Source organism: Paenibacillus oryziterrae, from assembly GCF_042610485.1.
Classification (GTDB): Bacteria; Bacillota; Bacilli; order Paenibacillales; family Paenibacillaceae; genus Paenibacillus_AQ.
The window spans coordinates 1-25,348 of sequence record NZ_JBGJZO010000001.1 but is presented as its reverse complement, the minus strand read 5'-3'; the positions used below and the strand labels follow the sequence as shown (position 1 = coordinate 25,348).

At 47.3% G+C, this 25,348-nt stretch carries 26 protein-coding genes and 1 pseudogene; 2 read left to right on the top strand and 25 right to left on the bottom strand.

What is annotated here, in order from left to right:
- Nucleotides 1-93: 93 nt before the first annotated feature.
- From ACAN55_RS00135 to ACAN55_RS00040, 20 genes are all read right to left on the bottom strand, one after another.
- Nucleotides 94-477, bottom strand: coding sequence for a TIGR02530 family flagellar biosynthesis protein (locus ACAN55_RS00135; protein ID WP_379126535.1), 384 nt, complete (start codon nucleotides 475-477; stop codon nucleotides 94-96).
- A complete protein-coding gene (flgD, locus tag ACAN55_RS00130) occupies nucleotides 474-968 on the bottom strand; it encodes a flagellar hook assembly protein FlgD (RefSeq protein WP_379126533.1) in 495 nt (164 codons plus the stop codon). Before flgD ends, ACAN55_RS00135 begins: the two co-directional genes overlap by 4 nt.
- 15 nt (nucleotides 969-983) lie before the next feature.
- Nucleotides 984-2,381 carry a flagellar hook-length control protein FliK gene (locus ACAN55_RS00125; RefSeq protein WP_379126530.1) on the bottom strand — a complete coding sequence of 466 codons (1,398 nt, stop codon included), beginning with the start codon at nucleotides 2,379-2,381 and terminating at the stop codon, nucleotides 984-986.
- 23 nt (nucleotides 2,382-2,404) lie between these two features.
- Nucleotides 2,405-3,343, bottom strand: coding sequence for a MotE family protein (locus ACAN55_RS00120; RefSeq protein WP_379126528.1), 939 nt, complete (start codon nucleotides 3,341-3,343; stop codon nucleotides 2,405-2,407).
- Between the two features lie 17 nt (nucleotides 3,344-3,360).
- Nucleotides 3,361-3,804 carry a flagellar export protein FliJ gene (gene fliJ, locus ACAN55_RS00115; RefSeq protein WP_379126526.1) on the bottom strand — a complete coding sequence of 148 codons (444 nt, stop codon included), beginning with the start codon at nucleotides 3,802-3,804 and terminating at the stop codon, nucleotides 3,361-3,363.
- Between the two features lie 9 nt (nucleotides 3,805-3,813).
- Nucleotides 3,814-5,127: a flagellar protein export ATPase FliI gene (fliI, locus tag ACAN55_RS00110; RefSeq protein WP_379127516.1), complete on the bottom strand. Its 1,314-nt coding sequence runs from the start codon at nucleotides 5,125-5,127 to the stop codon at nucleotides 3,814-3,816.
- Entirely contained in the window at nucleotides 5,120-5,971 is an 852-nt protein-coding gene (locus tag ACAN55_RS00105) for a FliH/SctL family protein (RefSeq protein ID WP_379126524.1), read from the bottom strand. Before ACAN55_RS00105 ends, fliI begins: the two co-directional genes overlap by 8 nt.
- Entirely contained in the window at nucleotides 5,964-6,983 is a 1,020-nt protein-coding gene (gene fliG / locus ACAN55_RS00100; protein WP_379126522.1) for a flagellar motor switch protein FliG, read from the bottom strand. Before fliG ends, ACAN55_RS00105 begins: the two co-directional genes overlap by 8 nt.
- A gap of 4 nt (nucleotides 6,984-6,987) precedes the next feature.
- Nucleotides 6,988-8,571: a flagellar basal-body MS-ring/collar protein FliF gene (gene fliF / locus ACAN55_RS00095; RefSeq protein WP_379126520.1), complete on the bottom strand. Its 1,584-nt coding sequence runs from the start codon at nucleotides 8,569-8,571 to the stop codon at nucleotides 6,988-6,990.
- Nucleotides 8,572-8,604: 33 nt separating this feature from the next.
- Nucleotides 8,605-8,916 carry a flagellar hook-basal body complex protein FliE gene (gene fliE / locus ACAN55_RS00090; RefSeq protein ID WP_379126518.1) on the bottom strand — a complete coding sequence of 104 codons (312 nt, stop codon included), beginning with the start codon at nucleotides 8,914-8,916 and terminating at the stop codon, nucleotides 8,605-8,607.
- A 27-nt stretch (nucleotides 8,917-8,943) separates the two neighbouring features.
- A complete protein-coding gene (gene flgC / locus ACAN55_RS00085; RefSeq protein ID WP_379126516.1) occupies nucleotides 8,944-9,399 on the bottom strand; it encodes a flagellar basal body rod protein FlgC in 456 nt (151 codons plus the stop codon).
- 6 nt (nucleotides 9,400-9,405) lie between these two features.
- Nucleotides 9,406-9,813 (bottom strand): flagellar basal body rod protein FlgB, encoded by a 408-nt coding sequence (gene flgB / locus ACAN55_RS00080; RefSeq protein WP_379126514.1) that lies wholly within the window; start codon nucleotides 9,811-9,813, stop codon nucleotides 9,406-9,408.
- Between the two features lie 371 nt (nucleotides 9,814-10,184).
- Entirely contained in the window at nucleotides 10,185-11,585 is a 1,401-nt protein-coding gene (hslU, locus tag ACAN55_RS00075; RefSeq protein ID WP_379126512.1) for an ATP-dependent protease ATPase subunit HslU, read from the bottom strand.
- A 26-nt stretch (nucleotides 11,586-11,611) separates the two neighbouring features.
- On the bottom strand, nucleotides 11,612-12,154 hold the full coding sequence (hslV, locus tag ACAN55_RS00070) for an ATP-dependent protease subunit HslV (protein WP_379126510.1): 543 nt from the start codon (nucleotides 12,152-12,154) through the stop codon (nucleotides 11,612-11,614).
- 14 nt (nucleotides 12,155-12,168) lie between these two features.
- Nucleotides 12,169-13,527, bottom strand: a complete 1,359-nt coding sequence (trmFO, locus tag ACAN55_RS00065; RefSeq protein WP_379126508.1) for an FADH(2)-oxidizing methylenetetrahydrofolate--tRNA-(uracil(54)-C(5))-methyltransferase TrmFO — start codon at nucleotides 13,525-13,527, stop codon at nucleotides 12,169-12,171.
- A gap of 25 nt (nucleotides 13,528-13,552) precedes the next feature.
- On the bottom strand, nucleotides 13,553-15,649 hold the full coding sequence (gene topA / locus ACAN55_RS00060; protein ID WP_379126506.1) for a type I DNA topoisomerase: 2,097 nt from the start codon (nucleotides 15,647-15,649) through the stop codon (nucleotides 13,553-13,555).
- 136 nt (nucleotides 15,650-15,785) lie between these two features.
- A complete protein-coding gene (gene dprA / locus ACAN55_RS00055) occupies nucleotides 15,786-16,904 on the bottom strand; it encodes a DNA-processing protein DprA (protein ID WP_379126504.1) in 1,119 nt (372 codons plus the stop codon).
- Between the two features lie 144 nt (nucleotides 16,905-17,048).
- A complete protein-coding gene (gene sucD, locus ACAN55_RS00050; RefSeq protein WP_379126502.1) occupies nucleotides 17,049-17,978 on the bottom strand; it encodes a succinate--CoA ligase subunit alpha in 930 nt (309 codons plus the stop codon).
- Between the two features lie 62 nt (nucleotides 17,979-18,040).
- Nucleotides 18,041-19,201, bottom strand: a complete 1,161-nt coding sequence (gene sucC / locus ACAN55_RS00045) for an ADP-forming succinate--CoA ligase subunit beta (protein ID WP_379126500.1) — start codon at nucleotides 19,199-19,201, stop codon at nucleotides 18,041-18,043.
- A gap of 331 nt (nucleotides 19,202-19,532) precedes the next feature.
- Complete coding sequence (locus ACAN55_RS00040) at nucleotides 19,533-20,000, bottom strand: MarR family winged helix-turn-helix transcriptional regulator (protein WP_379126498.1); 468 nt, start codon at nucleotides 19,998-20,000, stop codon at nucleotides 19,533-19,535.
- Nucleotides 20,001-20,144: 144 nt separating this feature from the next.
- On the opposite strand from ACAN55_RS00040, the gene ACAN55_RS00035 reads away from it, so the two are divergent.
- Both ACAN55_RS00035 and ACAN55_RS00030 read left to right on the top strand, forming a co-directional pair.
- Nucleotides 20,145-20,573, top strand: a complete 429-nt coding sequence (locus tag ACAN55_RS00035; protein WP_379126496.1) for an organic hydroperoxide resistance protein — start codon at nucleotides 20,145-20,147, stop codon at nucleotides 20,571-20,573.
- A 211-nt stretch (nucleotides 20,574-20,784) separates the two neighbouring features.
- Complete coding sequence (locus ACAN55_RS00030) at nucleotides 20,785-22,653, top strand: YifB family Mg chelatase-like AAA ATPase (protein ID WP_379126494.1); 1,869 nt, start codon at nucleotides 20,785-20,787, stop codon at nucleotides 22,651-22,653.
- A 137-nt stretch (nucleotides 22,654-22,790) separates the two neighbouring features.
- Here ACAN55_RS00030 and ACAN55_RS00025 read toward each other — a convergent pair whose 3' ends face one another.
- The 5 genes and pseudogenes from ACAN55_RS00025 to ACAN55_RS00005 all read right to left on the bottom strand — a co-directional run.
- The gene (locus ACAN55_RS00025) at nucleotides 22,791-23,300 is read right to left on the bottom strand and encodes a metallophosphoesterase (RefSeq protein ID WP_379126492.1); all 510 of its coding nucleotides are present in this window, start codon (nucleotides 23,298-23,300) and stop codon (nucleotides 22,791-22,793) included.
- A 166-nt stretch (nucleotides 23,301-23,466) separates the two neighbouring features.
- Nucleotides 23,467-23,709, bottom strand: coding sequence for a hypothetical protein (locus ACAN55_RS00020; protein ID WP_379126490.1), 243 nt, complete (start codon nucleotides 23,707-23,709; stop codon nucleotides 23,467-23,469).
- Between the two features lie 330 nt (nucleotides 23,710-24,039).
- Nucleotides 24,040-24,426, bottom strand: a complete 387-nt coding sequence (locus tag ACAN55_RS00015; RefSeq protein WP_379126488.1) for a YraN family protein — start codon at nucleotides 24,424-24,426, stop codon at nucleotides 24,040-24,042.
- Nucleotides 24,423-24,725 (bottom strand): EscU/YscU/HrcU family type III secretion system export apparatus switch protein, encoded by a 303-nt coding sequence (locus tag ACAN55_RS00010; RefSeq protein WP_379126486.1) that lies wholly within the window; start codon nucleotides 24,723-24,725, stop codon nucleotides 24,423-24,425. Before ACAN55_RS00010 ends, ACAN55_RS00015 begins: the two co-directional genes overlap by 4 nt.
- A pseudogene (locus ACAN55_RS00005) lies at nucleotides 24,722-25,348 on the bottom strand (DNA ligase); the annotation flags it as partial. The pseudogene ACAN55_RS00005 and the gene ACAN55_RS00010, both read right to left, overlap by 4 nt.

Below are 25,348 nucleotides of genomic sequence, written 5' to 3'. Positions count from 1 at the left end.
AATCTACTTGTTTTCTGAAAAGTCTTCTTACTGGAGCTTATGGCCGCGTCAGTCGGTCGGCGACCACTCCGGCTTTCCGTCAGGACCAGCCGTTTATGAAATAATTACAGCACTATCAATCTGGGTAAATACGTTATCTTTCATTGAGTTCCCGTCCATCGCAGTAACCACGGTACGATTTGCTACACTGACAATTAAGGCCATATCCTTCAGGAGTATTAATGATTCCTTACTGCCTTTAGCAGCAGCTTTATCAACCGCAGAAGAGATTTGATCCAATTGTCGACTTTCAAGCTCAATACCTCTTTGTTCCAGGCGTTTCGCAGCATGATTACTGAATTTAAGCATGTTCCGCTGCAATACATTTTCAAAGGAAACGTCGGATGCCGCAGTATTCTTCGATCCGGACTGCCGTTGAATGGCGGCTGGATGCACTGCTGTGGGGAACAATTGGCCAATAGTTAGCCTTTCACTCATTGTGACGCCCCGCTCTCCTCGCTGTCTGCAGTTGTACTAGTTCCGGCATCATCTGCGGAAGCATTTTGAATTTGTGTAATATCCGTAAGTGCTATTTTCTTATTATCAACTACTGCGTAATTAACTCCATCTTTCACAACGATCGAATTGACCAAACCGGATACTGGTTGCAGAGTTTCCTTATCTGTCCAGGTGATCTGCTTACCAATAAGGCTAGAAGCCGATCCAAGTGATTGGTTAAGCGATGTCAACTGTGTAGAAATGTTCATTAGTTGTTCAACAGATGTGAACTGAGCCATCTGAGCGATAAACTCCTTGTCCTCCATCGGTTGCATCGGGTCCTGATTCTGAAGCTGAGTAATCAGAATTTTCAAAAACTGATCCTTCCCCATAACCGAGCTACCCGTTGTCTTACTTGCATTCGCTACATTAGCTGCCGAATAATTCGGCCATGTGTTGCTGGTAGAAATAAAATCCGCCATTGTCTCCACCTCTCCTTCATCAAATTATGCTTTGGCAGAGAAGGAACCGCCTTGCCCGTCTGCTGAGGAACCGTTCTCGACCCAATCCTTCCACTCTTCATTCAGCTCAGCTGTCAAAATAGCATCGGTCACAGCTTCATTGTCATTTTTGGAACGTTTGTCGGATTGACGACCACCAGAACCTGGCTGACGTCCTTCCTGCTGCATTTGCGATTGAAGTGGTGTATTGTTTTGTGTTACCTCAAGTTTTTCTACTTGCAAGCCCTGGGACTGCAAGGCTGCCTTGAGTTGAACCATTTGTTGCTCAAGCAAGTCCTTAGCAGCGGCATGCTCGGTTACAAATTGTGCAACCAGATGACCATTTTGCATGGAGATTTTAACATCAACCTGTCCAAGATTGTCCGGAAATAAAGAAATTGTAGCCTCAGCGAAACCTTCTTTTCTTACAATTTCAAGCTTACCGGTAATCATCCCCGTCATTTCTTTTGCAAATTGGTGCACTGGTACTTTTGGTGTTTCAACTTTTAGAGGTGCTGTTATTCCGCCACGAAGTGCCAATTGTCCTGCTGTAACAACTTCATTCCCTTTATCAGGAACTGCAAAATCAGTTGCCGATTCCTCTTCAGTCACTGTTTCTTTGCTGTCGGCTTTCACAGTAACTTTAGTCTGCAGCGTACCCGCTAGATCCGTCTGATTCTCACTTGATGAAGCTGATGCAGCTGGTATAGAGGTTTGAAGATTTTCTGTCTTCATTGTCATCCCTTGTGAGGAAGCAGGTGTGGTCTGAATGACTTGCTTGCTCTTATCACTAGCAGGAATAGCTTCTGTCATTAAGTCACTGAATTGATTAAGAAGACTCAAACCTTTGACTGTCGAAGTTTCATCTCCAGTGGATGCAGCTTCCTGAATCATATGAACTAAACGGTTTAAATCATCTTGAACCGCAAAGCGCAGAGTCTCGGGATTCTGTGCAAGTGGTGATAGAGCCGGAGCTGCTGTCTCTTCGTACTGTCCCTGAGCCTCCGGTTGAACACTGCCTGTCAACAATGTAGCTACTTGCAAAAGCCATGCTTGCAGTTGTGCCAACAAATCAGGGTTATTAGTGATAGAGTCATCAAGATTTTCCACATTTTCAGTCAAAGTACTAAGCACATCGTTTCCTTCCGTTACAGCCTTGTCTTCACTTGCACCGGAAAGCTTAATATCCTTTAGCAATCCTTGCAGCAAAGTCAATGCATCCGCAGGCACAACTGCCGAAGTGTCAGCACCCTCAACTGCTCCACTCATCTTTTGAATAAGCGCTGCTGCAAAGGGAAGCAAGGTTCCTGTTGCCTCAGCATTTCCAGCTTGACCAGCAGTAGTTGAAGCAGAATTAGAAGTCAAACCATTGCCGGCAGAAATCATTTGAAATACTAAACCCATTATTTTTCACCTCCTCTCAAGGATTATTTACCGCCCATTAGCCTGTTGACTATTTTAGCGGTCTGAGCACTGTCGTTTTTCGTCATTTCGCCAAGTATAGAGGATCTCGTACTGTCGCTAACCGAGTTTAAAATTGTAATTACTTTATCCGGACTGATGTTATACATTTCTCCAAGTAAGCTCGCTGCGTTGGCAGCAGGCATTGTAGTAAATGTCTGGTTCAGCTTTTCCTTATCAAGGTTGGTACTCGTACTGCCTGTCGTTGCAGCTGTAGTACCGCTCTCCTTCTTCAATCTCGATTGCAGAGCAGCTATCGCAAGATCCGTAGAAGTAGTCGTCTCCTTCAGCTTGATTGACACATCTGCAGCTGTTTTAGGAGTCATTTTTTCTAAAATCGCGGTCTTACTGGTATTGTTCATAACACTGAAAATCTGTACCATTTCTTCTGTAGTCAAATTCTCCATAATCGGCGCCGCTTTGGAAGCTTTCATCCCTGCATAGAGCTTAGCCAATTCAGTAATTTGCTTCTGATAGGCATCCTCTTCACTTGCAGGATCAACACTTGCAGTTGCTTCTTTTTCCATACCATCAATCTGTGATTGAAGCGCCTGTACCTGTGTATCCTGAGCTGCCTTTTCTTCAGTAGCCTTCTTTAAATCGGCTGACTGTTGAGCCAGCTGTGCCTTCAGCTCTTTAATCGTCGTCTCTGAGCTGGCAGCTTGCTCTTGCGCTTGCTGCTGCTCGGTAAGGTTCGTTTCTACCACAGGATCCGGAACCCATTTCTCCACAAAAGGAATCTTATTGGCTACGGACAGCACATTGTTGCGAATATCCATATTGAAAAGAGTCAACAAAACTCCAAGCAATACCAGCGTGAAGATGATCGGTATCATCAAAAAGAGAAACCTTTCAAATTTACCTGCCGACTCTCCATTGTCAAGTTCCAATTCATTATTTGCCACTAGTGAAACCTCCGGGATTAGAGGGATTTCATTGCGAAGCGGACTGTAGCCATCTCATCCAGTTCGTTTTGTTCCCGTAAATTCATACTTTTCTGAAAAAGATCCTGTGCCTTATCTTTCGCCTTCAACCAAACCTTCTCATCCAAAACTTTCGTACTGAGATGATCCTGTTTGTGCTGTACTTCAAGATGTGCCCGGCTGATATCTTTAAGCTTTCGTGCGATGCATGTATCGAGATAATCCACATAATCCTGCATTTCCCGAATCTTTACCATGGAGGTGCTCTGTTCAACGAAGTTTTGTAGAGTAGAGATAACTTCGCTCCGTTGAGTCATTAATTCATCAAGGCTTTGTTCCTGTGCCTTCAGTTCTCCAAGCGCCGTTGAGAGCAACCATTCTGCCTGTGTCTTCTCATTGCCCTTCAAATCTACGACTTTTTGGAAAGTATAATGAAATCTCATAATACGAAATCAACTCCTCGAGAACTGCGAGATTAAAGATTCTTGAACTTCAGCCAATGTAACTTTCTCATTCACCTTTTGTTTGGTAAAGTTCCAAATGCTATCAATATAATGGATAGACTCATCAATCTGGGCGTTAGAGCCTCGCTGATACGCACCAATATTTATTAAATCTTCGGAATCCTTATAAACTGCCATAAGCCGTTTAACATTCTCAGCGGCATCAATCTGTTCTTCCGGAGCAATATCCTTCATAACTCGGCTAATACTAGACAAAACATCGATCGCCGGAAAATGTCCTTTATTAGCAATACTGCGGTTCAAGACAATATGCCCGTCGAGTATACCCCGTACCGCATCTGCGATAGGCTCATTCATATCATCACCGTCAACCAGAACCGTATAAAATGCGGTTATGGAACCAAGCGGGCCAGTCCCTGCTCTCTCCAGCAGCTTCGGTAAGCTTGCAAACACTGAAGGAGTGTATCCTCTCATTGCCGGAGGTTCACCAACAGCCAGCCCCACCTCACGCTGAGCCATTGCGTACCGGGTAACCGAGTCCATCATGAGCATGACGTTTAAGCCCCGGTCTCTGAAATATTCAGCGATTGTCGTAGCGATCAATGCGCCTTTAATCCGTATCAATGCTGGCTGGTCTGAGGTAGCTACGATTACTACGGACCGCTGTAATCCTTCAGGTCCAAGATCACGCTCTATGAAATCCAGTACCTCTCTCCCCCGCTCACCGATCAGGGCGATCACATTGACATCTGCAGCAGTATTACGGGCAATCATGCCCATCAGTGTACTTTTCCCTACCCCCGAACCGGCAAAAATACCGACCCGCTGTCCTTTGCCGATAGTCAACAATCCATCGATTGCCCGTACTCCAATACTGATAGGCTCCTGAACTCGTGGACGATTTAGAGGATTGGACGGAATATTGAATGTAGAACTGTAAGGCATTCGTGAAGGGATTAACGAGCCATCCAGCGGCTGACCTAAGCCGTCCAGTACTTTGCCGAGCAATTCTGAACCTACCTGTACACTTAGCGGCTTCCCGGTTCCAACAACATCGCATCCTGGGCCAATCGCTTGAAGTTCTCCAAGTGGCATCAACAGCACCTTATTGTCCCGGAATCCAACAACCTCTGCCTTGAGTGGTTTATTACCTTTGGCAGGATAGATATAACAAACATCGCCAATGCTTGCATCAGGTCCTTCGGATTCGACCATAAGCCCGATAACCTGAGTAACCTTACCGTTGACTCTCACTGGATCGAAATTATGCAATTGCTCTTTGTAGCGCCGACTGTCAAGCATTGTCTTCACCACTTCTTCCTTCATCGGTATCCAAAGCGATTCTGAGCAGTTCCTTTTTAATTTCGGTCAATTGAGTGTCGATGCGGGCATCAATACTACCAAAGGAAGATCTTATGACACAACCGTGATCCTTAACCGTAGAGTCTGGCAAAATTTGCAATTCAGCCTGGGAATCAATGGCAAGTGTAAGCTCTTCGCGTGCCGCATTCACAAAAGTGAATTGAGAAGGCGATACACAGAGAGAGATGACTCCTTGCTCCCGCTTACGTGCCAGGTTCTTCTTGATCAGTTCTACCGTAAAGCTGGGTTCCACTGTAAGTTGTCTATCTACTACTTTCTCGGCAATATCGCAGCTAAGTTCAACAAGGAATGGTTCAGCTTCCTGAATAATGACCTCTCTGGCCCGGTAAGCCTCACTAAGCACCGCTCTGGCCTCTTCCATCATTTCTGCGATTTTTAGTCTCATATCCTCTTCAGCCTTTGATACACCTTCCTGATAACCTTGCTGGTATGCTTCTGATTTCACAGCCTCCACGAGATGCTCGTCCTGTTCACGCCGTTCAAGCCACCATTGTTCTGCTTCTATACGCGTTCTCTCCAGAATTTGCTCTGCTTCCCGGGAAGCATCCCTTACCTGCCCTTCTGCGAATTCCTGAGCATCCCGAAGCATCTGCTTACGGAATCGTTCGGCCTCTTCGCGGGCAGGATCGTTATAGTGTGTCTCGGTCAATGACTCTTCCACTGATGCAGGTTCTTCTGTGATACCAGCGTAGTTTCTAGCCTGCTCCAGTCTCTTTAGCACTTCCACCGGAACGTATTGGGAGTGTTTAATCAGTTTAGACAATTATGTCATCTCCTCCACCGCGAGCAATGATGATTTCACCGGATTCTTCCAGTCTGCGGATTGTACCAACAATCCGGGTCTGAGCTTCTTCCACATCACGCAGGCGCACTGGGCCCATGTACTCCATTTCCTCACGGAATGTTTCAGCCATACGCTTGGACATATTCCGGAAAATAACATCTCGAACTTCCTCGCTTGCCACTTTAAGCGCAAGCTGCAGATCCGCATTTTCGATATCGCGGATAATCCGCTGAATGGAACGATTGTCGATATTGACGATATCCTCGAATACAAACATCCGTTTTTTGATTTCTTCAGCAAGTTCCGGATCCTGAATCTCCAAGGAATCCAGAATGGTACGTTCAGTACCGCGGTCAACTCCGTTCAGAATCTGAACAATAGACTCAATACCACCGGCATTTGTATAGTCCTGAGTAACGGTAGCCGAAAGTTTCTGCTCCAGAACTCGTTCAATCTGAGAAATAACCTCTGGAGATGTGCTGTCCATAATCGCAATTCTTCTTGCTACCTCTGCTTGTTTCTCTTGTGGCAGTGATGAAAGAATAGCAGCCGCCTGTTCAAACTGTAAGTAGGATAATACCAGAGCGATCGTCTGAACATTCTCATTCTGAATAAAGTTGAGAATCTGATTGGGATCTGCCTTTCTGGCAAAATCAAAAGGTCTTACCTGGAGCGTAGCAGTCAAGCGGTTTATGACCTCAAGCGCCTTAGCTGAACCCAGCGCTTTCTCTAAAATCTCTTTTGCGTAATTAATACCGCCTTGCGATATATATTCTTGAGCGAGACATATTTGATGGAACTCTGACATGATCGATTCTTTCTCACCACTGTCTACTTTACGGACATTGGCAATTTCCAGCGTAAGCTGCTCAATCTCTTCGTCCCTCAAATGTTTAAATATTTGTGCAGATACTTCAGGCCCTAGTGTGATTAGCAGGATCGCAGCCTTTTGACGGCCACTAAGTCCCTGCTGGCTAGCTGCTTTTGCCATTCCTTCACCTCTGTTCGTCAGCAAGCCATGTACGCAGCAGATTTACGAATTCATCCGGCTTTTTCTTGGCCAGACTTTCAAGTTGCTTGCGGACTTGGCTTTCGTTCGTAATGCTCTCCATATTGATAGATGGAAACTCGGTTGGAACTTGTAATGGTATCTCTTCTTCTTCTTCCACTTTCTTCTTTCGGCTGCGGTAGAACAGATATCCTGCACCTGCCCCGATAACCAATGCGCCGGCTCCTATCGCCCACATCATCCAGTTTGCGAGTCCGCCTGCAGCGGCTACCGTTGTACTTGAGCCAAATTGCTGTGAATAGACCGAAACTTTCTTGGTTAAGTCTGCGTCTGTATAGTTGACACCAGAATCTGCCAGCGAAGCCCGGACGATATTAACGAGAATGTTCTGAATGGCATCTGTAGTAGGCTGATCCAAACTCGTTTGACCGTCAGGTGGTTCAACGGCAACATTAATGGTTAAATCTTTAACAGTATAAGGGCTGGCTATAATATCCTTTGTAATTCGGCTAACTTCGTAGTTTCTCGTTTCAGACGATTCTTCCGAAGAAGAAGTGCCTGCATTCGTTCCAGAAGGATAACCCGCAACATCTTGCGAACCTGTACCCGCAACACCACCATCAGTACTGGCCTGCCCGGAATAAGTGTTGCTGATAATTTGCGAGCTTATTTCAATCCCCTTCATATTCTCTGTATCCACTGGCAATACAAGATCTTCCTTGCGGTTCTCTTTATCGAAATTCAGCTTGGAGAATACTAGAACATCTACTTTATCGGGACCTGTTAATGTGCTCAGAAATTGCTTCACATTCTTCTTAACTTCTTCCTCAAACTTCTTCTGAAGAGCGAAGTTCTCTTCGACTTGACTCGAAACTCCAGCTTGTCCGCCTTTTGATGTCGGCATGAGCTCCACTTCATTATTGGCAATCGTAATATTATCTATCGGGAGATTTGGTACGGCGGTCTTTACCAAATTGAAGTACCCGTCAATATTATCCTGGCTTGGTCTAAAACCCGGATCAAAGGTTAACACTACAGAAGCAGAAGCCTTCTCTTGGCCCTCTTGGGCGACAAACACGGTCTCTTTAGGTAGATTGATCAGAACCTTGGCATCCTTGATGCCTTGCATTCTTCTCATCAATTGTTCCACTTCGCCGTTAAGGGCATTATTGTATTTCACATCGAACTCACTGTCGGTAGTACCGATCATGGATGAGTTCTCATCGAATATTTTATATCCGATTGATCCCCCTTGCACGATCCCCTGAGATCCGATATCCACTTTTATTCTGGGAGCTTCCGTACTAGGTACAGAAATATCTTTTCCATTTGGGCTCAATTTGTAAGGAATCCCTGCGGAGTCCAAATAGGCCATAACCGCTGCGGAATCTGTACTGTCCAGATCTTGGAATGCTACTTCATACTGAGTTTTTGTAAGCTGCATCGTTGCAACAACGATGACTAGAATAATAATAAACAGCGTTGAAAAGAATAGAATCTTTTGTTTGCTGCTAAATCTGTTCCAATACTGGACCGCTTTGTCCCTGTACTGGGCAAATCTTTCATTCACAGTGTCACCCCATCCGAAACTAAGCTAGGATATTTAGATCTGAGTTCTCATAATTTCCTGATAGGCTTCAATCACTTTGTTCCGGACTTGTGTAGTCAACTGCAAACTTAGTAATGCCTGCTGGGAAGAGATTAGTGCTTCATCTACATTTACTTCTCCGAGTACGAATTTATTGTTCATATCTTTTGCTTGCTGCTCCTGGGCAGCTACCTGATTCAGCGCGTCTTCGAGATAAGAACCGAAGCTCTGCGTTGAGCTTGCCGGTATCTGGTTAGTTGGTGATGTTGGGGTTTTCATAGCAAGCTGCTGTATAGTTTGTGTACCTAAAGCAATGTTCTGTATCAATTCTCTGCCTCCTATCTCTGTTTAGAATCAACGTCCAATTTCCAAACCCTTCATGACCATTGCTTTACTTGCATTAAGCATTGTTACATTTGCTTCGTAAGACCTGGATGCAGAAAGCATATCAACCATTTCTTTAGTAATATCAACGTTTGGCATATAAACGTAACCGTTCTCGTCCGCATCAGGATGACTAGGGTTATATACTGGCTTGAGCGGAGAAGAATCTTCGGTAATCGCCTGTACCTTAACACCGCCTGAGGAGCTGTTAGCACCACTCATTTTAGTGTTCAAAATGTCAGAGAACTTGTCTTTCTGTACAGACTCAAGCACCACCAACTTACGACGGTATGGAACAGCCTTACCGTCGACCACCGATGCTCTTGTCGTTTCAGCATTTGCTATATTAGATGAGATGACATCCATCCGGAGGCGTTGGGCAGTTAATGCCGAAGCACTGATTCCAAAACTGCTTCCAAAATTCATACCCGGTTATCTCCCTTCAATCACAGTTCGCATCATCGAAAACTGACTGTTAATTTGTTGTACATATGAGTTGTATCTGAGCTGATTCTCAGCACTTAGTGACATTTCCCGATCAATATCAACGTTATTGTTATTGTTATTCATAGACGAGGTCTCATCCGTTTGTACAACGGCGGCCGGTACGATTGAATTAGATCCAAATTGAAAATGACGGGAATCGCTCACTTTTGCACTGAGTTTTGACTTTAGTCCACTCTCCTGCTGCCGCAGGAAACTTTCAAAAGAAACATCCGATCGTTTATAATTCGGCGTATCAATATTTGCTACATTATTGGAAAGAACACTTTGTCGTAAATTGGCAGCTTCCAAGCCGCCCTGTAATCGTTGAAAACTGACACTATTCAGCAATCCCATGAACTATCTCCTTTCCAAAGCTATCATAGTGAAGAGAATTCCACAACTCTTTCAAAAAATCCTTCTTTTTCGACAAAAAAAGCTAGATAAATTAGTTTATTGTCGAAAACAAGTCGAAAAGTGTCGTTTGACATCGTAATGGACATTTCCATATACATTGATTTTCTTAGAATTTGTATAAAATTACAATAAGAAATAAGCCCTATCTTTTCTGAAAAGAGAGGGCTTATTGCTATATCTTTCATTATTCTGCTTTTTTCAGCACAACAAAAGTTATTAATGACACTTCATGGCACTTAATAAACAATATTATGCATTCAATTCATTCTTCTCTTCACTCTATTTATACAAAGCAGCACGAAAGTTGTCAATTATAGAATGTATTGACTTAAATCACGATCCATAGCGATACTTGCAAGTTTCTCGCGGACATATTCCGGTGTTATGACCATGGTATCAAGCGTCAGCTCTGGAGCTTCAAAGGAAAGATCCTCCAGCAGCTTCTCCAAAATCGTGTGCAGACGTCGCGCACCAATATTCTCCATATTCTGGTTGACAGTTGCGGCAATTCTGGCAATCTCCTGTATCGCTTCCGGCTGGAACTGTATTTCAATATTCTCTGTAGCCAGCAAATTGACGTACTGCTTCGTGAGTGCATTCTCCGGTTCGGTCAAAATGGACACAAAGTCCTCCAGCGTCAGGCTGCTGAGTTCCACACGAATCGGGAAACGGCCTTGAAGCTCGGGAATCAGATCGGAGGGTTTAGCAATATGAAAAGCGCCTGCGGCAACAAACAACACATAGTCCGTTTTCACAGGGCCATATTTCGTCATGACCGTCGAACCCTCAACAATCGGCAAGATGTCCCGCTGAACGCCTTCACGCGATACATCCGGACCAGATCCTTTCCCTTGACTGGCAACCTTATCGATCTCGTCGATAAAAATAATACCTGATTGCTCAGCCCGTGCCACTGATTCCTGAATCACATCATCCATATCAATCAGTTTGGATGCTTCATCCTGAATCAACACTTTACGCGCTTCCCGAATAGGGAGCTTACGTTTCTTAGTCCGTTTCGGCAGAAAACTGCCTAACATCTCCTGCATGTTCATTCCCATCTGGTCATTCCCTTGTCCGGCGAACATATCCATCATGGTCGGAGCGGTATCCTCCACATCTATTTCGATGATGTCATCTTCCAGTTGCCCGGCCAAGAGCTTAAAGCGGACACCCCGACGCCGCTCACCGAGACTTCCGTCCTGCTCAGCATCTTCTTTTGAATCTTCCTGCCCGGCATTATTCCCAAAGATCATTTCAAACGGATTACGCTGGCCTTTGTTCTTTGTTGCCGAAGGTACCAAAATACCCACAATCCGTTCATTAGCCAATTCCTCCGCGCGGTCCTTGACCTTCTCCGTGCGTTCCAGTTTGACCATCCGGATAGCCGTCTCTACCAAATCACGAACCATAGACTCAACATCGCGTCCGACATAACCAACCTCGGTAAACTTGGTTGCTTCTACTTTAATGAAAGGTGCGTTAACTAGCTTAGCAAGTCTTCTGGCAATTTCCGTCTTGCCGACTCCAGTAGGGCCGATCATCAGAATATTCTTCGGCACTACTTCATCACGAAGTTCTTCAGAAAGCAGGCTGCGCCGGTAACGGTTGCGAAGTGCGACTGCTACCGACTTCTTGGCCTGCTTCTGTCCTACAATATATTTATCAAGTTCGGCAACGATTTGGCGGGGTGTAAGTGATTGATTCGCCATCGTGACTTCCTCCATCTCTTCTTAAGCTATAATTGTTCCACAATAATATTGGAATTCGTGTACACGCATATTTCAGAAGCGATCTGTAGAGCCTCTTTAGCAATTTCTGCCGCACTGAGTCCGGAGGCATGGCGTTTGAGCGCTCTTCCCGAAGCCAGAGCGAAATTGCCGCCTGAACCAATAGCGAGCACATCATCATCCGGTTCAATAATCTCACCGTTGCCGGAGATCAGCAGCATGCCCTGCTTATCCATTACAATCATGAGCGCTTCCAGCTTGCGCAGGATGCGGTCCTGGCGCCAATCCTTTGCCAGCTCCACCGCTGCACGCTGCAGGTTGCCATGATGTTCCTCAAGCTTGCCTTCAAATTTCTCAAACAATGTTATTGCATCAGCAACTGAACCCGCGAACCCGGCAATAACCTGACCACGGTACAAACGGCGCACCTTTTTGGCGGTCGTCTTCATAATAACACTTTCCCCGAAGGTAACCTGACCGTCTCCGGCTATCGCCGCATGTCCGTTATGTCTGACTGCGCAGATCGTGGTTGCATGAAAACTGGGAACCATTCTTCCAGACCTCCTTAGGATTGAACCTGTTCCTCTGCTTCAGGCGCGGAATGCGGCAGACCTGTTTGACTGGCGAACTCTGCCAAGGACTCCAATGCGCGGTTAGCGAGAAGTTCATTTTTTTCTTTTTTGTTTCGTATTTTTTTCTCCGGTTTTGGCAAAAGTCCAAAGTTGGCATTCATCGGCTGAAAGTGTTCCGGATCAGCAGAAGTAATATACGCCGGCATACTACCGAGCACCGTATCAGACGGGAATACTAAACCTTCCTTGCCTTCAGCAGCACGCGCCGCATTAATTCCGGCGATCAACCCTGAAGCTGCAGACTCCACATAACCTTCTACTCCTGTCATTTGACCCGCAAAGAAGAGCCGCTCCCGGCCTTTCATCTGGTAAGTGGGATGTAGCAGCTTGGGAGCGTTAATGAATGTATTACGATGCATCACACCATAACGTACATACTCCGAATTCTCAAGGCCGGGAATGAGGGAGAATACCCGTTTTTGCTCTCCCCACTTCAAATGGGTTTGGAAACCTACCAGGTTATAAAGCGTTCCCGCCGCATTATCCTGACGCAGTTGAACTACTGCGAAGGGAAGCTTGCCCGTATGAGGGTTAAGCAATCCGACAGGCTTCATCGGACCGAACAATGCCGTTTGCTTGCCCCGTTTCATCATGATCTCAATCGGCATGCAACCTTCGAAGTAAATCTCTTTCTCGAACTCCTTTAGGGTTGTTACCTCCGCAGAGATAAGGGCCTCGTAAAAGCGGTCAAATTCCTCTTCGGTCATTGGACAGTTCAGATAAGCAGCTTCGCCTTTATCATAACGGGAAGCCAAATAAACCTTACTCATATCAATAGAATCTTTCTCTACAATCGGCGCAGCCGCATCATAGAAATAGAAATATTCCTCCCCAAGCATTGCTTTGATCTCCGAGGATAACGCCGGAGAGGTGAGTGGCCCGCTGGCAATAACAACAATCCCTTCCTCCGGTATATGCGTAAGTTCCTCATTTATGACTTCTACCAGAGGATGGTTATGCAGGGCCGAGGTAATTTCGCCTGAGAACCCATCCCGGTCCACTGCAAGTGCTCCTCCAGCCGGTACCGCATGACGGTCAGCTGCTCCAAGCACAAGGGAATTGAGGCGGCGCATTTCTTCCTTCAGAACGCCTACCGCGTTGCCAAGTCCGTTCGCCCGGAGCGAATTGCTGCATACCAGCTCTGCAAATTGAGCCGTGTGATGCGCTGGTGTTTGTACAACTGGACGCATCTCATACAGCCTTACCGGTACCCCCCGCGAGGCAATTTGCCAAGCCGCTTCACTTCCGGCCAGACCTGCACCGATTACTGTTACTCTTGCTGTTTCCTTCAACTTCATATACCTCCTGTAGAGACGATTATTCTGCTATTTCTTCGTTGTCCTCAACGGCCTCTGTATGGTCGCACGACGTACATTGAAGCTTCGTACCCTGCTTACTGCGCTTCTCGATCATCCATGTATTACATACAGGGCAAGGTTTGGCTGATGGTCTATCCCAGGATACGAAATCACAACCAGGATATTGATCACAGCCGTAGAAGACTCTCCCTTTCTTACTCCGCCGCTCAACCACTTTACCCTCATGACATTTCGGGCAGCTCACACCAATATCTTTCACGATAGGTTTGGTATTACGGCAATCCGGGAAACCGGAGCAGGCCAGAAACTTGCCAAAACGGCCCAGCTTGTAAACCATCGGCTTACCGCACTTCTCGCAGACCTCATCGGAGACTTCGTCTTCAATTTCAATTTCCTTCATTTCTTCTTCCGCAAAGATAAGACGCTTCTCAAATGATTCGTAAAATTCACCCAGTACCTTAACCCAATCCTCGGAACCTTCTTCTACATGGTCAAGATCACCCTCCATGTTAGCCGTGAACTCTACGTTAAGGATCTCAGGGAAAAACTGTTCCATCTGCTCAATAATAAGCTCACCCAGCTCAGTGGGCATAAACTTCTTCTCTTCGATGGCAACATATCCGCGCTTCTGAATCGTCTCAAGCGTCGGCGCATACGTACTCGGGCGCCCTATTCCGAGCTCTTCCAGCGTCTTCACCAGTCTAGCTTCCGTATATCGCGGTGGCGGCTGGGTGAAATGCTGCTTCGGTTCGATCTCGTTCTTAATCAAGTCGTCACCAGCCTGAAGCTGCGGCAGGAATTTCTCTTCATCTGTATTCCCGTCATCATTGCCTTCCACATAAACCTTCATGAAGCCGGCAAAAGAAACCTTGGATCCCACAGCACGGAAAACTGCTGCGCCGGCTGTTATATCCACCGACAGCGTATCCAAAATGGCGGAGGACATTTGACTAGAGACAAAACGCTCCCATACCAGCTTATACAAGCGGAATTGGTCACGGCTCAAATACTCCTTTACCATCTCCGGTTCGCGGAGCACAGAGGTAGGACGAATCGCTTCATGCGCTTCCTGAGCATTGGCCGCTTTCTTAGAATATTGACGAGGGGTTTCCGGAATGAATTGATCTCCGTACTTGCCGCTTATCAATTCTTTCGCTTCATCCTGTGCTGTTACAGAAATCCGGGTGGAGTCGGTACGCATGTAAGTGATTAAACCCACGGTACCCTCTTTGCCAAGCTCAACGCCTTCATACAGCTGTTGTGCCACGGACATTGTCTTCGCTGCCCGGAAACCAAGCTTCCGTGCAGCTTCCTGCTGCAGTGAGCTCGTGGTAAACGGAGCAGAAGGGTGACGTTGTCTTTCTTTTTCCTTAACCTCACTTACTTTAAAGGAAGAATTCTGAATTGCATCGAGTACTTCACGGACTTCACTTTCCTGATGCAGCTCCTTCTTCTCGCCGTTCAGCTTATGAAACTTCGCTTCAAATTCAGACTCACGGATGGCAAGCTTTGCAGTGATGCTCCAGTACTCGGTAGGCACAAACGCGGATATCTCATTCTCTCGGTCCATGATGATCTTCACAGCAACGGACTGTACCCGGCCTGCCGACAAACCTTTCTTCACTTTCTTCCATAATAGAGGACTGATCTTGTAACCTACGAGTCTGTCCAGTATCCTTCGGGCCTGCTGTGCGTTAACGAGATCCATATTAATTTTGCGCGGGCTCTTAAAAGCATCCTTCACAGCCTGCTTCGTAATCTCATTGAACACGACCCTGCATTCCTGAGTATTGTCCAAATCCAGCGCATGGGCCAAATGCCAGGCAATCGCTTCCCCTTCGCGATCCGGGTCAGCCGCCAGATATACTTTTTTAACTTTTTTGCTGGCGTCTTTTAATTCTTTAAGAATAGAACCTTTTCCGCGGATAGTAATATATTTTGGATTGAATTCATTCTCCACTTCAACGCCAATCTGGCTTTTGGGTAAATCTCTGATATGTCCCATCGATGCCTTGACGATATATTTACTTCCTAAATATTTGCCGATCGTTTTCGCCTTAGCCGGCGACTCGACAATAACTAATGCATCCGCCACGGATTCGTCCCCCTCTTGACAACTCAACTTCTATACTAGAACAAACGGATATGCCATCCTTTATAGGGCGACATCCATTTCTCGAAGAAATATAAAAATATATAGTATAATGAGAACCTTATACCTTCTTATATTTTTAAATTAGCTTATAAATAGCGCCTGGTAATTGTGTTACCGCTTTTTTTATGATTAAAGATAACAGAACTGAATGCAAATGTCCAAAATCCCACCGGCTTCTTGCAAGCAGTTCATCCAGAGTAAATGGTCCCTGATGCAGTATATGGTATAGTTGGGACTCCTCTCTTGTCAATTTCTTTTCGAGAAGGGCGTCGGTCTCCAAAGATTCTCCAGTCCGTTTATCTGCCACTTCAGCAGGACTTTGAGGCAGATAATGCTGGTATTCTTCCAATATATCGCCGGAACCGGTCACCAGTTTAGCCCCCTGCTTAATAAGCTCGAGCGCACCCCGGCTTTTAGGGGAGGTAATAGGTCCCGGGACAGCAAAGACATCTCGTCCAGCTTCAAGCGCCGCATCCGATGTAATCAACGAGCCGCTGCGGCTGTCGGCTTCCACTACTAGTGTTCCAAGGCTAAGCCCGGCAATAATCCGGTTACGCTGCGGGAACAATCCAGGATGGCTTTTGGTTCCTATAGGATATTCAGTCAATACTAATCCGTCGTGTGCTATCCGGCGCATCAGCTCTTTATTCTCGGGAGGATAGATACGGTGCATCCCTGTAGCCATCACTGCAATGGTTCTTCCCCTCTCTACAAGTGCAGCCTCATGACACACACTATCTATCCCGCTTGCCAAGCCGCTCACCACAGTTAGACCTGCAGCGCTGAGCTCTCCTGCCAGCACCGTACCCACTCTTCTGCCATATGCAGTTGGAACACGGGTGCCAACCATTGCTATAGAAGGGCGAGAAAGTAGTTCCAAATGCCCGATATAATACAGCACCCAGGGAGCCTGCGAGGTTTCTTTCAGGCGGACCGGGTATTGCTCATCCAGAGCAGTGATCATCTGAACCCCGGTTTCTTTCATTAAAGAGTACCTGCTATTAATCCATTCCTCCGAGTAGAAGGAGGCCAGATTGACTGCCACCTTCCCCTTAATTCCGACATCCTCCCAATCTTCGCTTCTCCAGCGAAACAGATCCTCCGATAGTAATCCCGCGCAGTAGATACGGTTGATGCTTTTCCAACCGATGCCTTCCATCTCATTTAGTCCAAACACCAAATCGCGTTCAAGCATGATTCTTCTCTCCCTTTGAGTTTAGTTACTGCGTACAAACACAAAAAAGCAACCTTTCATTCCCTTGGGAACAAAAGGTTGCTTACCTTTGAAATGATTATAGCGTATTATGACGGCAAAGTGGAGCCATCTGGTAAATATGTCTTAATGTGTCGTACAGGCATTAAGAATACCTTTCTCCTCAAGAACACTTACCAGTGTAGAACCCATTTCCGCAGGGGTTGGGGCTACCTTAATTCCGCAAGCTTCGAGAACCGCGATCTTCTCACTTGCCGTGCCTTTCCCGCCGGAAATAATAGCCCCCGCATGGCCCATTCTTTTGCCTGGAGGCGCTGTAGCACCGCCGATGAAGCCGACCACAGGCTTCACCATGTTATCCCGGATCCAAACCGCCGCTTCCTCTTCCGCTGTTCCACCGATTTCACCAATCATAATAACTGCTTTCGTGCCTGGATCCTCATTGAACAACTTTAGTATATCAATGAACTCCGAACCTTTCACCGGATCCCCGCCGATGCCGACCGCTGACGATTGGCCAATTCCACGGGTCGTAAGCTGGTGAACAGCTTCATAGGTTAAGGTTCCGCTCCGGGAAATAACCCCTACATATCCAGGCATGTGAATGTAGCCGGGCATAATGCCGATTTTGCATTCTCCTGGCGTAATAACCCCCGGACAGTTCGGACCGATTAGAACTGTAGAACGCCCTTCCATATATCTCGACACTTTCACCATATCCAGGACAGGGATACCCTCAGTAATGCAAATTACAAGATCAAGCTCTGCGTCCACTGCTTCCATAATGGAATCCGCTGCATAGGCAGGCGGAACATAGATTACACTGGCTGTTGCCCCGGTTGCTGCCTTGGCTGCAACCACAGTGTCAAATACCGGCAAGCTTGCTTCCGTTCCATTGTCGAGCTTAATAGTGACAAATGTGCCGCCTTTGCCCGGAGTAACCCCTCCGACCATCTGCGTGCCGTAATCCAGTGCTCCCTTCGTGTGGAACAATCCGGTAGAACCCGTAATTCCCTGCGTGATCACTTTCGTATTTTTATCTACAAGAATGCTCATGACTAGTCACATCCCTACTTATATTGTCAAATACGATATATGAGAGCTTCATTGTCAACCGTTTACTGTACAAGAGCAACAATCTTCCGGGCACCATCAGACATGGAATCGGCAGGTACGATATTCAGGCCGGAACTGGCAAGAATCTGCTTACCAAGCTCGACATTCGTCCCTTCCAGACGGACAACCAGAGGTTTAGTTAAGCCCAGTTGGCTTGCCGCCTCCACAACGCCATTTGCGATAACGTCACACCGCATAATACCGCCGAAAATATTGACGAAAATTCCGCTTACTTTGCTGTCGGATAAAATAATCTTGAATGCTTCCGTTACCTTCTCTGTAGTGGCACCGCCGCCTACATCGAGGAAATTGGCGGGTTCACCGCCATAATATTTAATAATATCCATCGTCGCCATCGCCAGACCCGCCCCATTCACCATACAGCCGATATTGCCGTCCAGTGCTATGTAGCTCAAATCATACTTCGAGGCTTCAATTTCCTTCTCGTCTTCTTCATCAAAATCTCTAAGCTCCAGGATATCCTTATGGCGGAACAAGGCGTTGGAATCAAAATTCAGCTTAGCGTCCAGCGCCATAATATTGCCGTCACCAGTCACCACCAGAGGGTTAATCTCGGCGATAGAACAGTCCTTATCCACAAAAGCGGAATAGAGCGCTTGCATGAACTTTACAGCCTTGCCTACCAGCTCACCTGGAATGGAGATGCTATAAGCGAGCTTACGGGCCTGAAAAGTCTGCAATCCTACAGCCGGATCAATGATTTCTTTAAAAATCTTCTCCGGATGATGCTCTGCAACCTCCTCAATCTCCGTGCCTCCTTCTTCGGATGCCATCATAACCACCCGGCCGGAGCCACGGTCAACCACAAGACCAATGTAATATTCCTTCACAATCTGGCAGCCTTCTTCAATTAAAAGCCGCTTCACTACCTTGCCCTCCGGACCCGTCTGATGTGTCACCAGCGTCTTCCCGAGAATTTCACTAGCATACGTACGCACTTCTTCGAGGCTCTTTGCAACCTTAACGCCTCCGGCTTTTCCGCGTCCTCCGGCGTGAATCTGGGCTTTCACAACGACGACCGGACTATTCAGCGACTCCGCGGCTTCGACCGCTTCCTCCACTGTATAAGCCACTTTTCCATTCGGTACTGCGACTCCATACTGCTTCAGCACTTCTTTGCCCTGATATTCGTGGATATTCATTCCGGAAGCCTCCTAAGTGTTGCGGTTCTGCAGGCGGCTGCAGTCTCCGCTTTCCGTTTTGATTGCCGCAGGGTATGGTAAGACAGGTACAATATACACTTTCCCGGAACCAGCAGAAACAAAATAACGCCCCGGAGGGCGGCTTGCTTCTCCGAGCGACATATAGGAAAGCATAAACAGACCTTATACTTTCTTATATGTCTAATAATGAAACCCAGAATATTGTAACATGTTTTTAAAACGCTTTCCTTAAAAACCTTCATCATTTATACACATATTTTCGCTTGATTTCATGCCGTCCCGAGATCAATCACCTTGACAACCAATTACTTCATTTAATAGAAGTGCTAACATTCACTTCATGCACCCGGCTAAGAAGATTCTTAAACTGTCCAAGGAGATCCTCAAATTCATCGCCTGACATGACAGTCCCTTCCATCATTTTACTAGGGATGCAAGCTGCTTCACTCTGTAGTGCCCAGCCTTTGTCCGTAAGGGAAATCAGTACTTTGCGTTCATCCTGAAGCGAGCGCTCCCGCACGATCAGTCCTGCCGCCTGCAGACGTTTCAATAGTGGAGTCAGTGTTCCCGAATCCAGAAACAGTGCCTCACCAATCTCCTTGACTGTACACTGCTCTTTCTCCCATAACACCAGCAGCACAAGATACTGGGAATAGGTAACCCCAATCTTGTCCAGATAAGGCTGATACAGCTTGGTTATTTCCCGTGAGCAGGCATAAATGGTAAAGCAGAGCTGATTCTCTAGCAGCAGTTCAGGAGTTGTTGTCTTTTTATCCATATCAAATTCACCCGCCTTTTGCCCTTAGTTTATCACAAAATGCAATTCATATCATGTTAATAGCGAAAAATAATTTGACTTCTATTTATATTGTGTTAAATTATATTGTATACAAACAATTATGACAGGAGCGATTAAATTATTATGATGACTATACAACAAAAAATGTATGAAACAACGGTTAAAGCGGTAGGCGGAAGAAGCGGATATGTGGAGTCCAGCAGCCCTGAGCTGCGGTTGGAAATCAGTACTCCGCGTGAAATGGGCGGCGCTGGCGGAGAAGGCACTAACCCTGAACAATTGTTCGCAGCCGGTTACTCTGCCTGCTTCGACAGTGCACTGAACATGGTTGCCCGTATAGGTAAAGTTAAAATTGAAGGCAGCGAAGTTACGGCGACTGTCAGCTTCGGCAAAGTGGAAGACGGCGGTTTCGGAATCGCGGTTAAGCTCGATGTCCTGGTAAAAGGTGTAGACCGCGAAACTGCAGAGAAGCTTGTAGAAGGTGCACATGCTGCCTGCCCGTATTCCCGCGCTACCCGCGGTAATATTGCTGTAGAGCTGAACGTGCTGTAACCGATACTCTTGAAGACCAGCCTGAGCCTTACCTGACTATTGGAGGGCTCTTTCTGCACAAATGGACATTGTGTTTTACCATTGAAGCTCTGTATAATGGAACGAGAATGTATTGAACATACTGCCCGGAAAATAAGGAAGCACCTTTTTTCTTAGTGTTTTGACGTCCAGTTAAGGACATAAACCTAACGAAGAAGAGGTGCTTTTTGTTATGTATGGAAAGATGTACAGTGCATGCCTGTATGGCATAGAAGGCGTAATGATCGGTGTGGAGATTGATCTGGCGAACGGCCTCCCGCAATCGAATATCATCGGACTCCCGGACTCGGCGATCCGGGAGGCGGTGGAACGGGTACGCGCTGCGGTTAAAAATTGCGGGTACCGCTATCCCCAGCAGCGCGTCACCATCAATCTTGCGCCGGCAGACCTGCGCAAGGAAGGCTCGGCCTTCGATCTGGCCATCGCCCTCGGCATCCTGACGACAAGCGGACAGCTTGTCATGCCTTCTGCCGGGGAGATGCTGCTGATCGGAGAGCTTGCCCTTGACGGCAGCCTTCGCCCGGTAACGGGCGTACTGGCGATGGTTGAAGCCGCACGCCGGGCCGGCTTCAAAGCGGTACTGCTGCCGCGAGGGAACGCGGCGGAAGCAGCATTAATTAGCGGCATGACCATATATGCCGCCGATCACCTGCGAGAGCTGCCGCCAGGGAGGAATGAAGAGAAATATGATCAGATTGATGGCGAGCCAGTGTTCTCCGGGGGTAACGGGACACCGACACGCAGAGAATCCGGCGTGGAATTATACGGTGTCTCCACGACGGGGGTATCCGGCGATTTCGGAACCCCGCCATCTCTTTCAGGAGAACAGCACCCGTTACAGTACCTTGATCCGGTGGATACTGAGTCGTCTTCGATAAACAGTCCGGATGTTGCGGCATTAAACGTACTCCCATTTCCCGTTACCGTCAGCAATGGAGGTGGCGGTGGTGGTAGCGATACGGGCAAAGAGCCACCACCAGTCTTGGCACTCTCAATCGAGCATTTGAAATACATCCCTCCTGTCTCCATTCATACTCTGGTACAGCCCGTAGCTATGGATATGACTGACGACTACAGCGATGTGATCGGCCAGCACCATGTGAAGCGAGCTTTAACCATAGCAGCCGCGGGAATGCATAATATTCTTCTAATTGGACCGCCAGGGACAGGGAAAACAATGCTAATTAAACGTCTGCCAGGAATTCTGCCTCCACTTACCGACAGTGAAGCACTTGAAGTAACCAAGATCTTCAGCGCTTCAGGCAAGCTGAAGGATGCTCACAGCGGACTGCTACGCAGCCGACCCTTTCGTTCACCTCATCATACGATATCAGCTGCCGGTCTGATCGGTGGCGGCGGCGTTCCGAAGCCTGGTGAAGTGAGCCTCGCACACCGCGGCTTGCTGTTCCTTGATGAACTGCCGGAATTTTCGCGTTATGTGCTAGAAGTACTGCGGCAGCCACTGGAGGACAGGGTCGTGACGATCAGCAGAGCCAGGGCAGCTTTCACCTTTCCGGCACAATTCATGCTGGCCTGCTCAATGAACCCATGTCACTGCGGATTTCTGGGTAGCGGGAGCCTCCAGCAGAGATGCACATGCAGTCCTGCCCGCATCGCCCATTACAGATCTAAAATTTCAGGCCCGCTTCTAGATCGTATCGATCTTCAGGTTGATGTTCCCAGGCCAAAGGATCTGGACCGGAGAGGACCTACACTCTCCTCAGCAGAAATGAGAGAGCATGTCGTAGCTGCCCAACAGATACAAAGCGAACGTTACAAGAATCTTCCCATCTCCTGGAACAGCGAGCTATCCGGCTCGGCTTTGCGGCGTTACGCCGCTCTTAGGGCCGCCGAGTCAGAGATGCTGCAGCATATCCTGGAGTCTCTCGGCCTTAGCATGCGGGCGCATGACCGCATCATTAAGCTGGCACGCACTATTGCCGATCTGGACGGGGCCACAGAAATCACAGCCGCTCATCTTGCTGAAGCTGTTCAATACCGTAATCTGGACCGGCAAGCGGTGGCAGAGGAGCACGGCTGAGACACAGGTGCGTAAAATATTTGGAATTCAAAAAAAAGGGGTATCCTAGGCTGTTAGGCCAAGGAACCCCTTTTACAAAATCATTATCTAGTGAAGAACAATTACAGCTACCATTGAATAGGCCATATCGGAAATTATTAGCCCTCTTCGCTCACAACTACCGCATCACGAATTTGTTCAAAGGACAAGGGCTTGTAGTCCCAGTGTTCTACGCAAATATTGAAGTGATTTTTCCCTTCATACTTTTGCCCATGGATATGACCATGCACATTCACGTAAGGCATATGCTTATTCATGTACATCGGCTCATGCGAGAGAAAGAAGAACTCCTTATAAATCAGCGGATATTCCATGACCTCGGCAAAACCCGCATCCAGCCACCAGGTCCGGCTTCGGCCGCGGTCGTGGTTGCCCATTATCAGTATTTTATAGCCATTCAACCTGGCAAGGATTGCCTGGGTGGTTTCTTTATTCAAAAAGGAAAAATCCCCGAGGTGAAAAACCTTGTCTCCTTTTGCAACAACACTGTTCCATGCCGAGATCATGGTTTCATTCATCTGTTCCACATCCGTAAACGGCCGGGATTCAAAATCTATAATTTGCTTATGTCCAAAATGATGGTCTGAGGTAAAATAAACGTCCTGCATATCATCCGCTTCCCTTCATCTCATTTTCAGTTATCCTTCACTATACAAAAAAAGCTCCGGCTCTCCAATATTGGGAGCATTCCAGGAGCTTTAATAAAGATGTATCCGATTTCCTTATTTCCGAAAGGAATTCCCTATCGCCGAATATTCGACACATGTCACCGGGTTACTTTCCAAAATCACGCCTATTGAATCTTCTCCGCTTCTCATCGACTTGGGTCTGCATGAGTTCCGTAATCGGGGAAACTGCGGTTTCATTCTTGACGAGCCATTCCCGCATAGCCTGGATCGCCATAACCTGTCCATCCCCTTTGTCGCGCCAAGTCAAAAGCTCGATGACCTTAATAATCAGCGACATCAAGCTGCTGTTATCACTTTGGGTACGGTCGGCACGTATTTTTTGAAACATGGCTTCATTTTCCCAGTCAATCAAAATTTCCTCAGCTATCGTTGGACGCATAATGGTGTATGTCCTATAACATTTAGCACATGATATAACCAAGATCGGATTCCCGCTGAATACCGCTTCTATTTTATGGGTACATTGCTGACACTCAAAACCAACATGTACGTCATATGGTTGCTTATTCAACCGGCCAGCCCCCCCCTCTACGTGACATTGAAGTTTACAATACTGTTTACCCATTTAGGTTCTCAAATGACCCATAAGTGCAGGCTTCCGGATGACATTCGGCAAAAAAATCCAATTATTTTCATTAAATGAGGAAGTGTATGATTCTTAGAACGCCTCCCGTATATGATGTAAAGAAGCTATACTCAAATCCTTGTTCAGCCTCACACTGATCACTTCAAATGAAAGCAGTCGTTCCGTTTGATGTGTTGTGTGCAGATATACCGCCGCTGTACTGCGAACCTGTGCTATTTTGCGGGTATTTACTGATTCTTCTGGTGTTCCCTGCATCACATTGTGACTGCGGCTTCGCACTTCTACGACAAATAGCCGCCCGTCCGCTTCATAGATAATATCGATCTCACCACTTCGGCAGCGCCAGTTCCTCGCCAGAACGGTATGACCGAGAGAAGTTAAATACGTCACTGCAGCTTCTTCGGCAGCCTGTCCCTTTTGTTTGCGATTATATAAAACTCCGGAACCTGTTTGGGTCATTCTTGCCTCCGTGCTCCGGCCAACCGGTCACTCCGGTATACATAACTCAATATTTCCGCAACCAATTGGTAGAGTTCAGGCGGAATCTGCTGATCCAAGTCAAGCTTGGACAGTACTTCCACGAGTGCTGCGTCCTCTTGAACTGCGATCCCGTTCTCTTTGGCTTTCTGTAAAATCATATCCGCGACAGCCCCTTGCCCCTTGGCGATCACAACCGGTGCATCACTTTGGCCTGGTACGTATTTAAGGGCTACCGCTTTTTTCATACGCTGTGCAATTTCTTCAGAGGGTTCACTCATATCCGGAAGTCCACTCCTTTATAGGCGTCCGGTACAAAATCCGCCAGCTTGCCGCCAGTTCGCTCAGACTCCGCCGTCTTGTGCACAGGCAGAGGTTCTGTCTTAAGAGCGGACAACTGGTAGCCAATGGATTCTACCGCCGTTTTAATATCATCCCGGCGTTCCTCCAGCAAATCCAGCACCCACGGGTTATCATTGTGAAGCTTAAGACTCACAATATGATCGACGACCTGGACATCCACCAAGGTCTGTCCCATCTGCTTCATGTTCAGATCAAACCACAACCGGCAATTCGCCGCATCCAGTTCACCTTTGCGTCCTCTGCGGGACTGAATATGAACGGATGCCGTCTCTTCGCCGTCCGGCCCTTTCAGAGGTAGAAACAACGTCACCTGAGCGAATGGCGCCGTGCGGTCCGTATTCAGCAGCAGTTGCTGTCCTGTCAGTTGCTGCACAACCTGGCCAGCGGCATCCTTCACCGCCGGCGGAACGTCGCTTGTGCCAAGCAGCTGCAGCAGCACGCCCTTCAGCGTGCCGGCGGCTTCATCGCCGCCGGCTGCCGCATAGGACGCCGCCTGTGCCAGCGGCGTCCCTTGCCCGTGCGCGGCGGCGTTGCCCGCGCC

Excerpts from the sequence above, each read along its gene's own strand:
- fliG (WP_379126522.1), bottom strand. The coding sequence starts at position 6,983 with ATGGCAAAAGCAGCTAGCCAGCAGGGACTTAGTGGCCGTCAAAAGGCT.
- fliI (WP_379127516.1), bottom strand. The coding sequence starts at position 5,127 with ATGCTTGACAGTCGGCGCTACAAAGAGCAATTGCATAATTTCGATCCA.
- hslV (WP_379126510.1), bottom strand. The coding sequence starts at position 12,154 with ATGGTTCCCAGTTTTCATGCAACCACGATCTGCGCAGTCAGACATAAC.
- dprA (WP_379126504.1), bottom strand. The coding sequence starts at position 16,904 with ATGCTTGAACGCGATTTGGTGTTTGGACTAAATGAGATGGAAGGCATC.
- ACAN55_RS00015 (WP_379126488.1), bottom strand. The coding sequence starts at position 24,426 with ATGACCCAAACAGGTTCCGGAGTTTTATATAATCGCAAACAAAAGGGA.
- ACAN55_RS00135 (WP_379126535.1), bottom strand. The coding sequence starts at position 477 with ATGAGTGAAAGGCTAACTATTGGCCAATTGTTCCCCACAGCAGTGCAT.
- sucD (WP_379126502.1), bottom strand. The coding sequence starts at position 17,978 with ATGAGCATTCTTGTAGATAAAAATACGAAAGTGATCACGCAGGGAATT.
- hslU (WP_379126512.1), bottom strand. The coding sequence starts at position 11,585 with ATGGCGAATCAATCACTTACACCCCGCCAAATCGTTGCCGAACTTGAT.
- fliJ (WP_379126526.1), bottom strand. The coding sequence starts at position 3,804 with ATGAGATTTCATTATACTTTCCAAAAAGTCGTAGATTTGAAGGGCAAT.
- flgB (WP_379126514.1), bottom strand. The coding sequence starts at position 9,813 with ATGGGATTGCTGAATAGTGTCAGTTTTCAACGATTACAGGGCGGCTTG.
- ACAN55_RS00035 (WP_379126496.1), top strand. The coding sequence starts at position 20,145 with ATGATGACTATACAACAAAAAATGTATGAAACAACGGTTAAAGCGGTA.
- ACAN55_RS00020 (WP_379126490.1), bottom strand. The coding sequence starts at position 23,709 with ATGTTTCAAAAAATACGTGCCGACCGTACCCAAAGTGATAACAGCAGC.
- ACAN55_RS00040 (WP_379126498.1), bottom strand. The coding sequence starts at position 20,000 with ATGGATAAAAAGACAACAACTCCTGAACTGCTGCTAGAGAATCAGCTC.
- ACAN55_RS00010 (WP_379126486.1), bottom strand. The coding sequence starts at position 24,725 with ATGAGTGAACCCTCTGAAGAAATTGCACAGCGTATGAAAAAAGCGGTA.
- ACAN55_RS00025 (WP_379126492.1), bottom strand. The coding sequence starts at position 23,300 with ATGCAGGACGTTTATTTTACCTCAGACCATCATTTTGGACATAAGCAA.
- sucC (WP_379126500.1), bottom strand. The coding sequence starts at position 19,201 with ATGAATATCCACGAATATCAGGGCAAAGAAGTGCTGAAGCAGTATGGA.
- ACAN55_RS00030 (WP_379126494.1), top strand. The coding sequence starts at position 20,785 with ATGTATGGAAAGATGTACAGTGCATGCCTGTATGGCATAGAAGGCGTA.
- flgC (WP_379126516.1), bottom strand. The coding sequence starts at position 9,399 with ATGAATTTTGGAAGCAGTTTTGGAATCAGTGCTTCGGCATTAACTGCC.
- ACAN55_RS00125 (WP_379126530.1), bottom strand. The coding sequence starts at position 2,381 with ATGGGTTTAGTATTTCAAATGATTTCTGCCGGCAATGGTTTGACTTCT.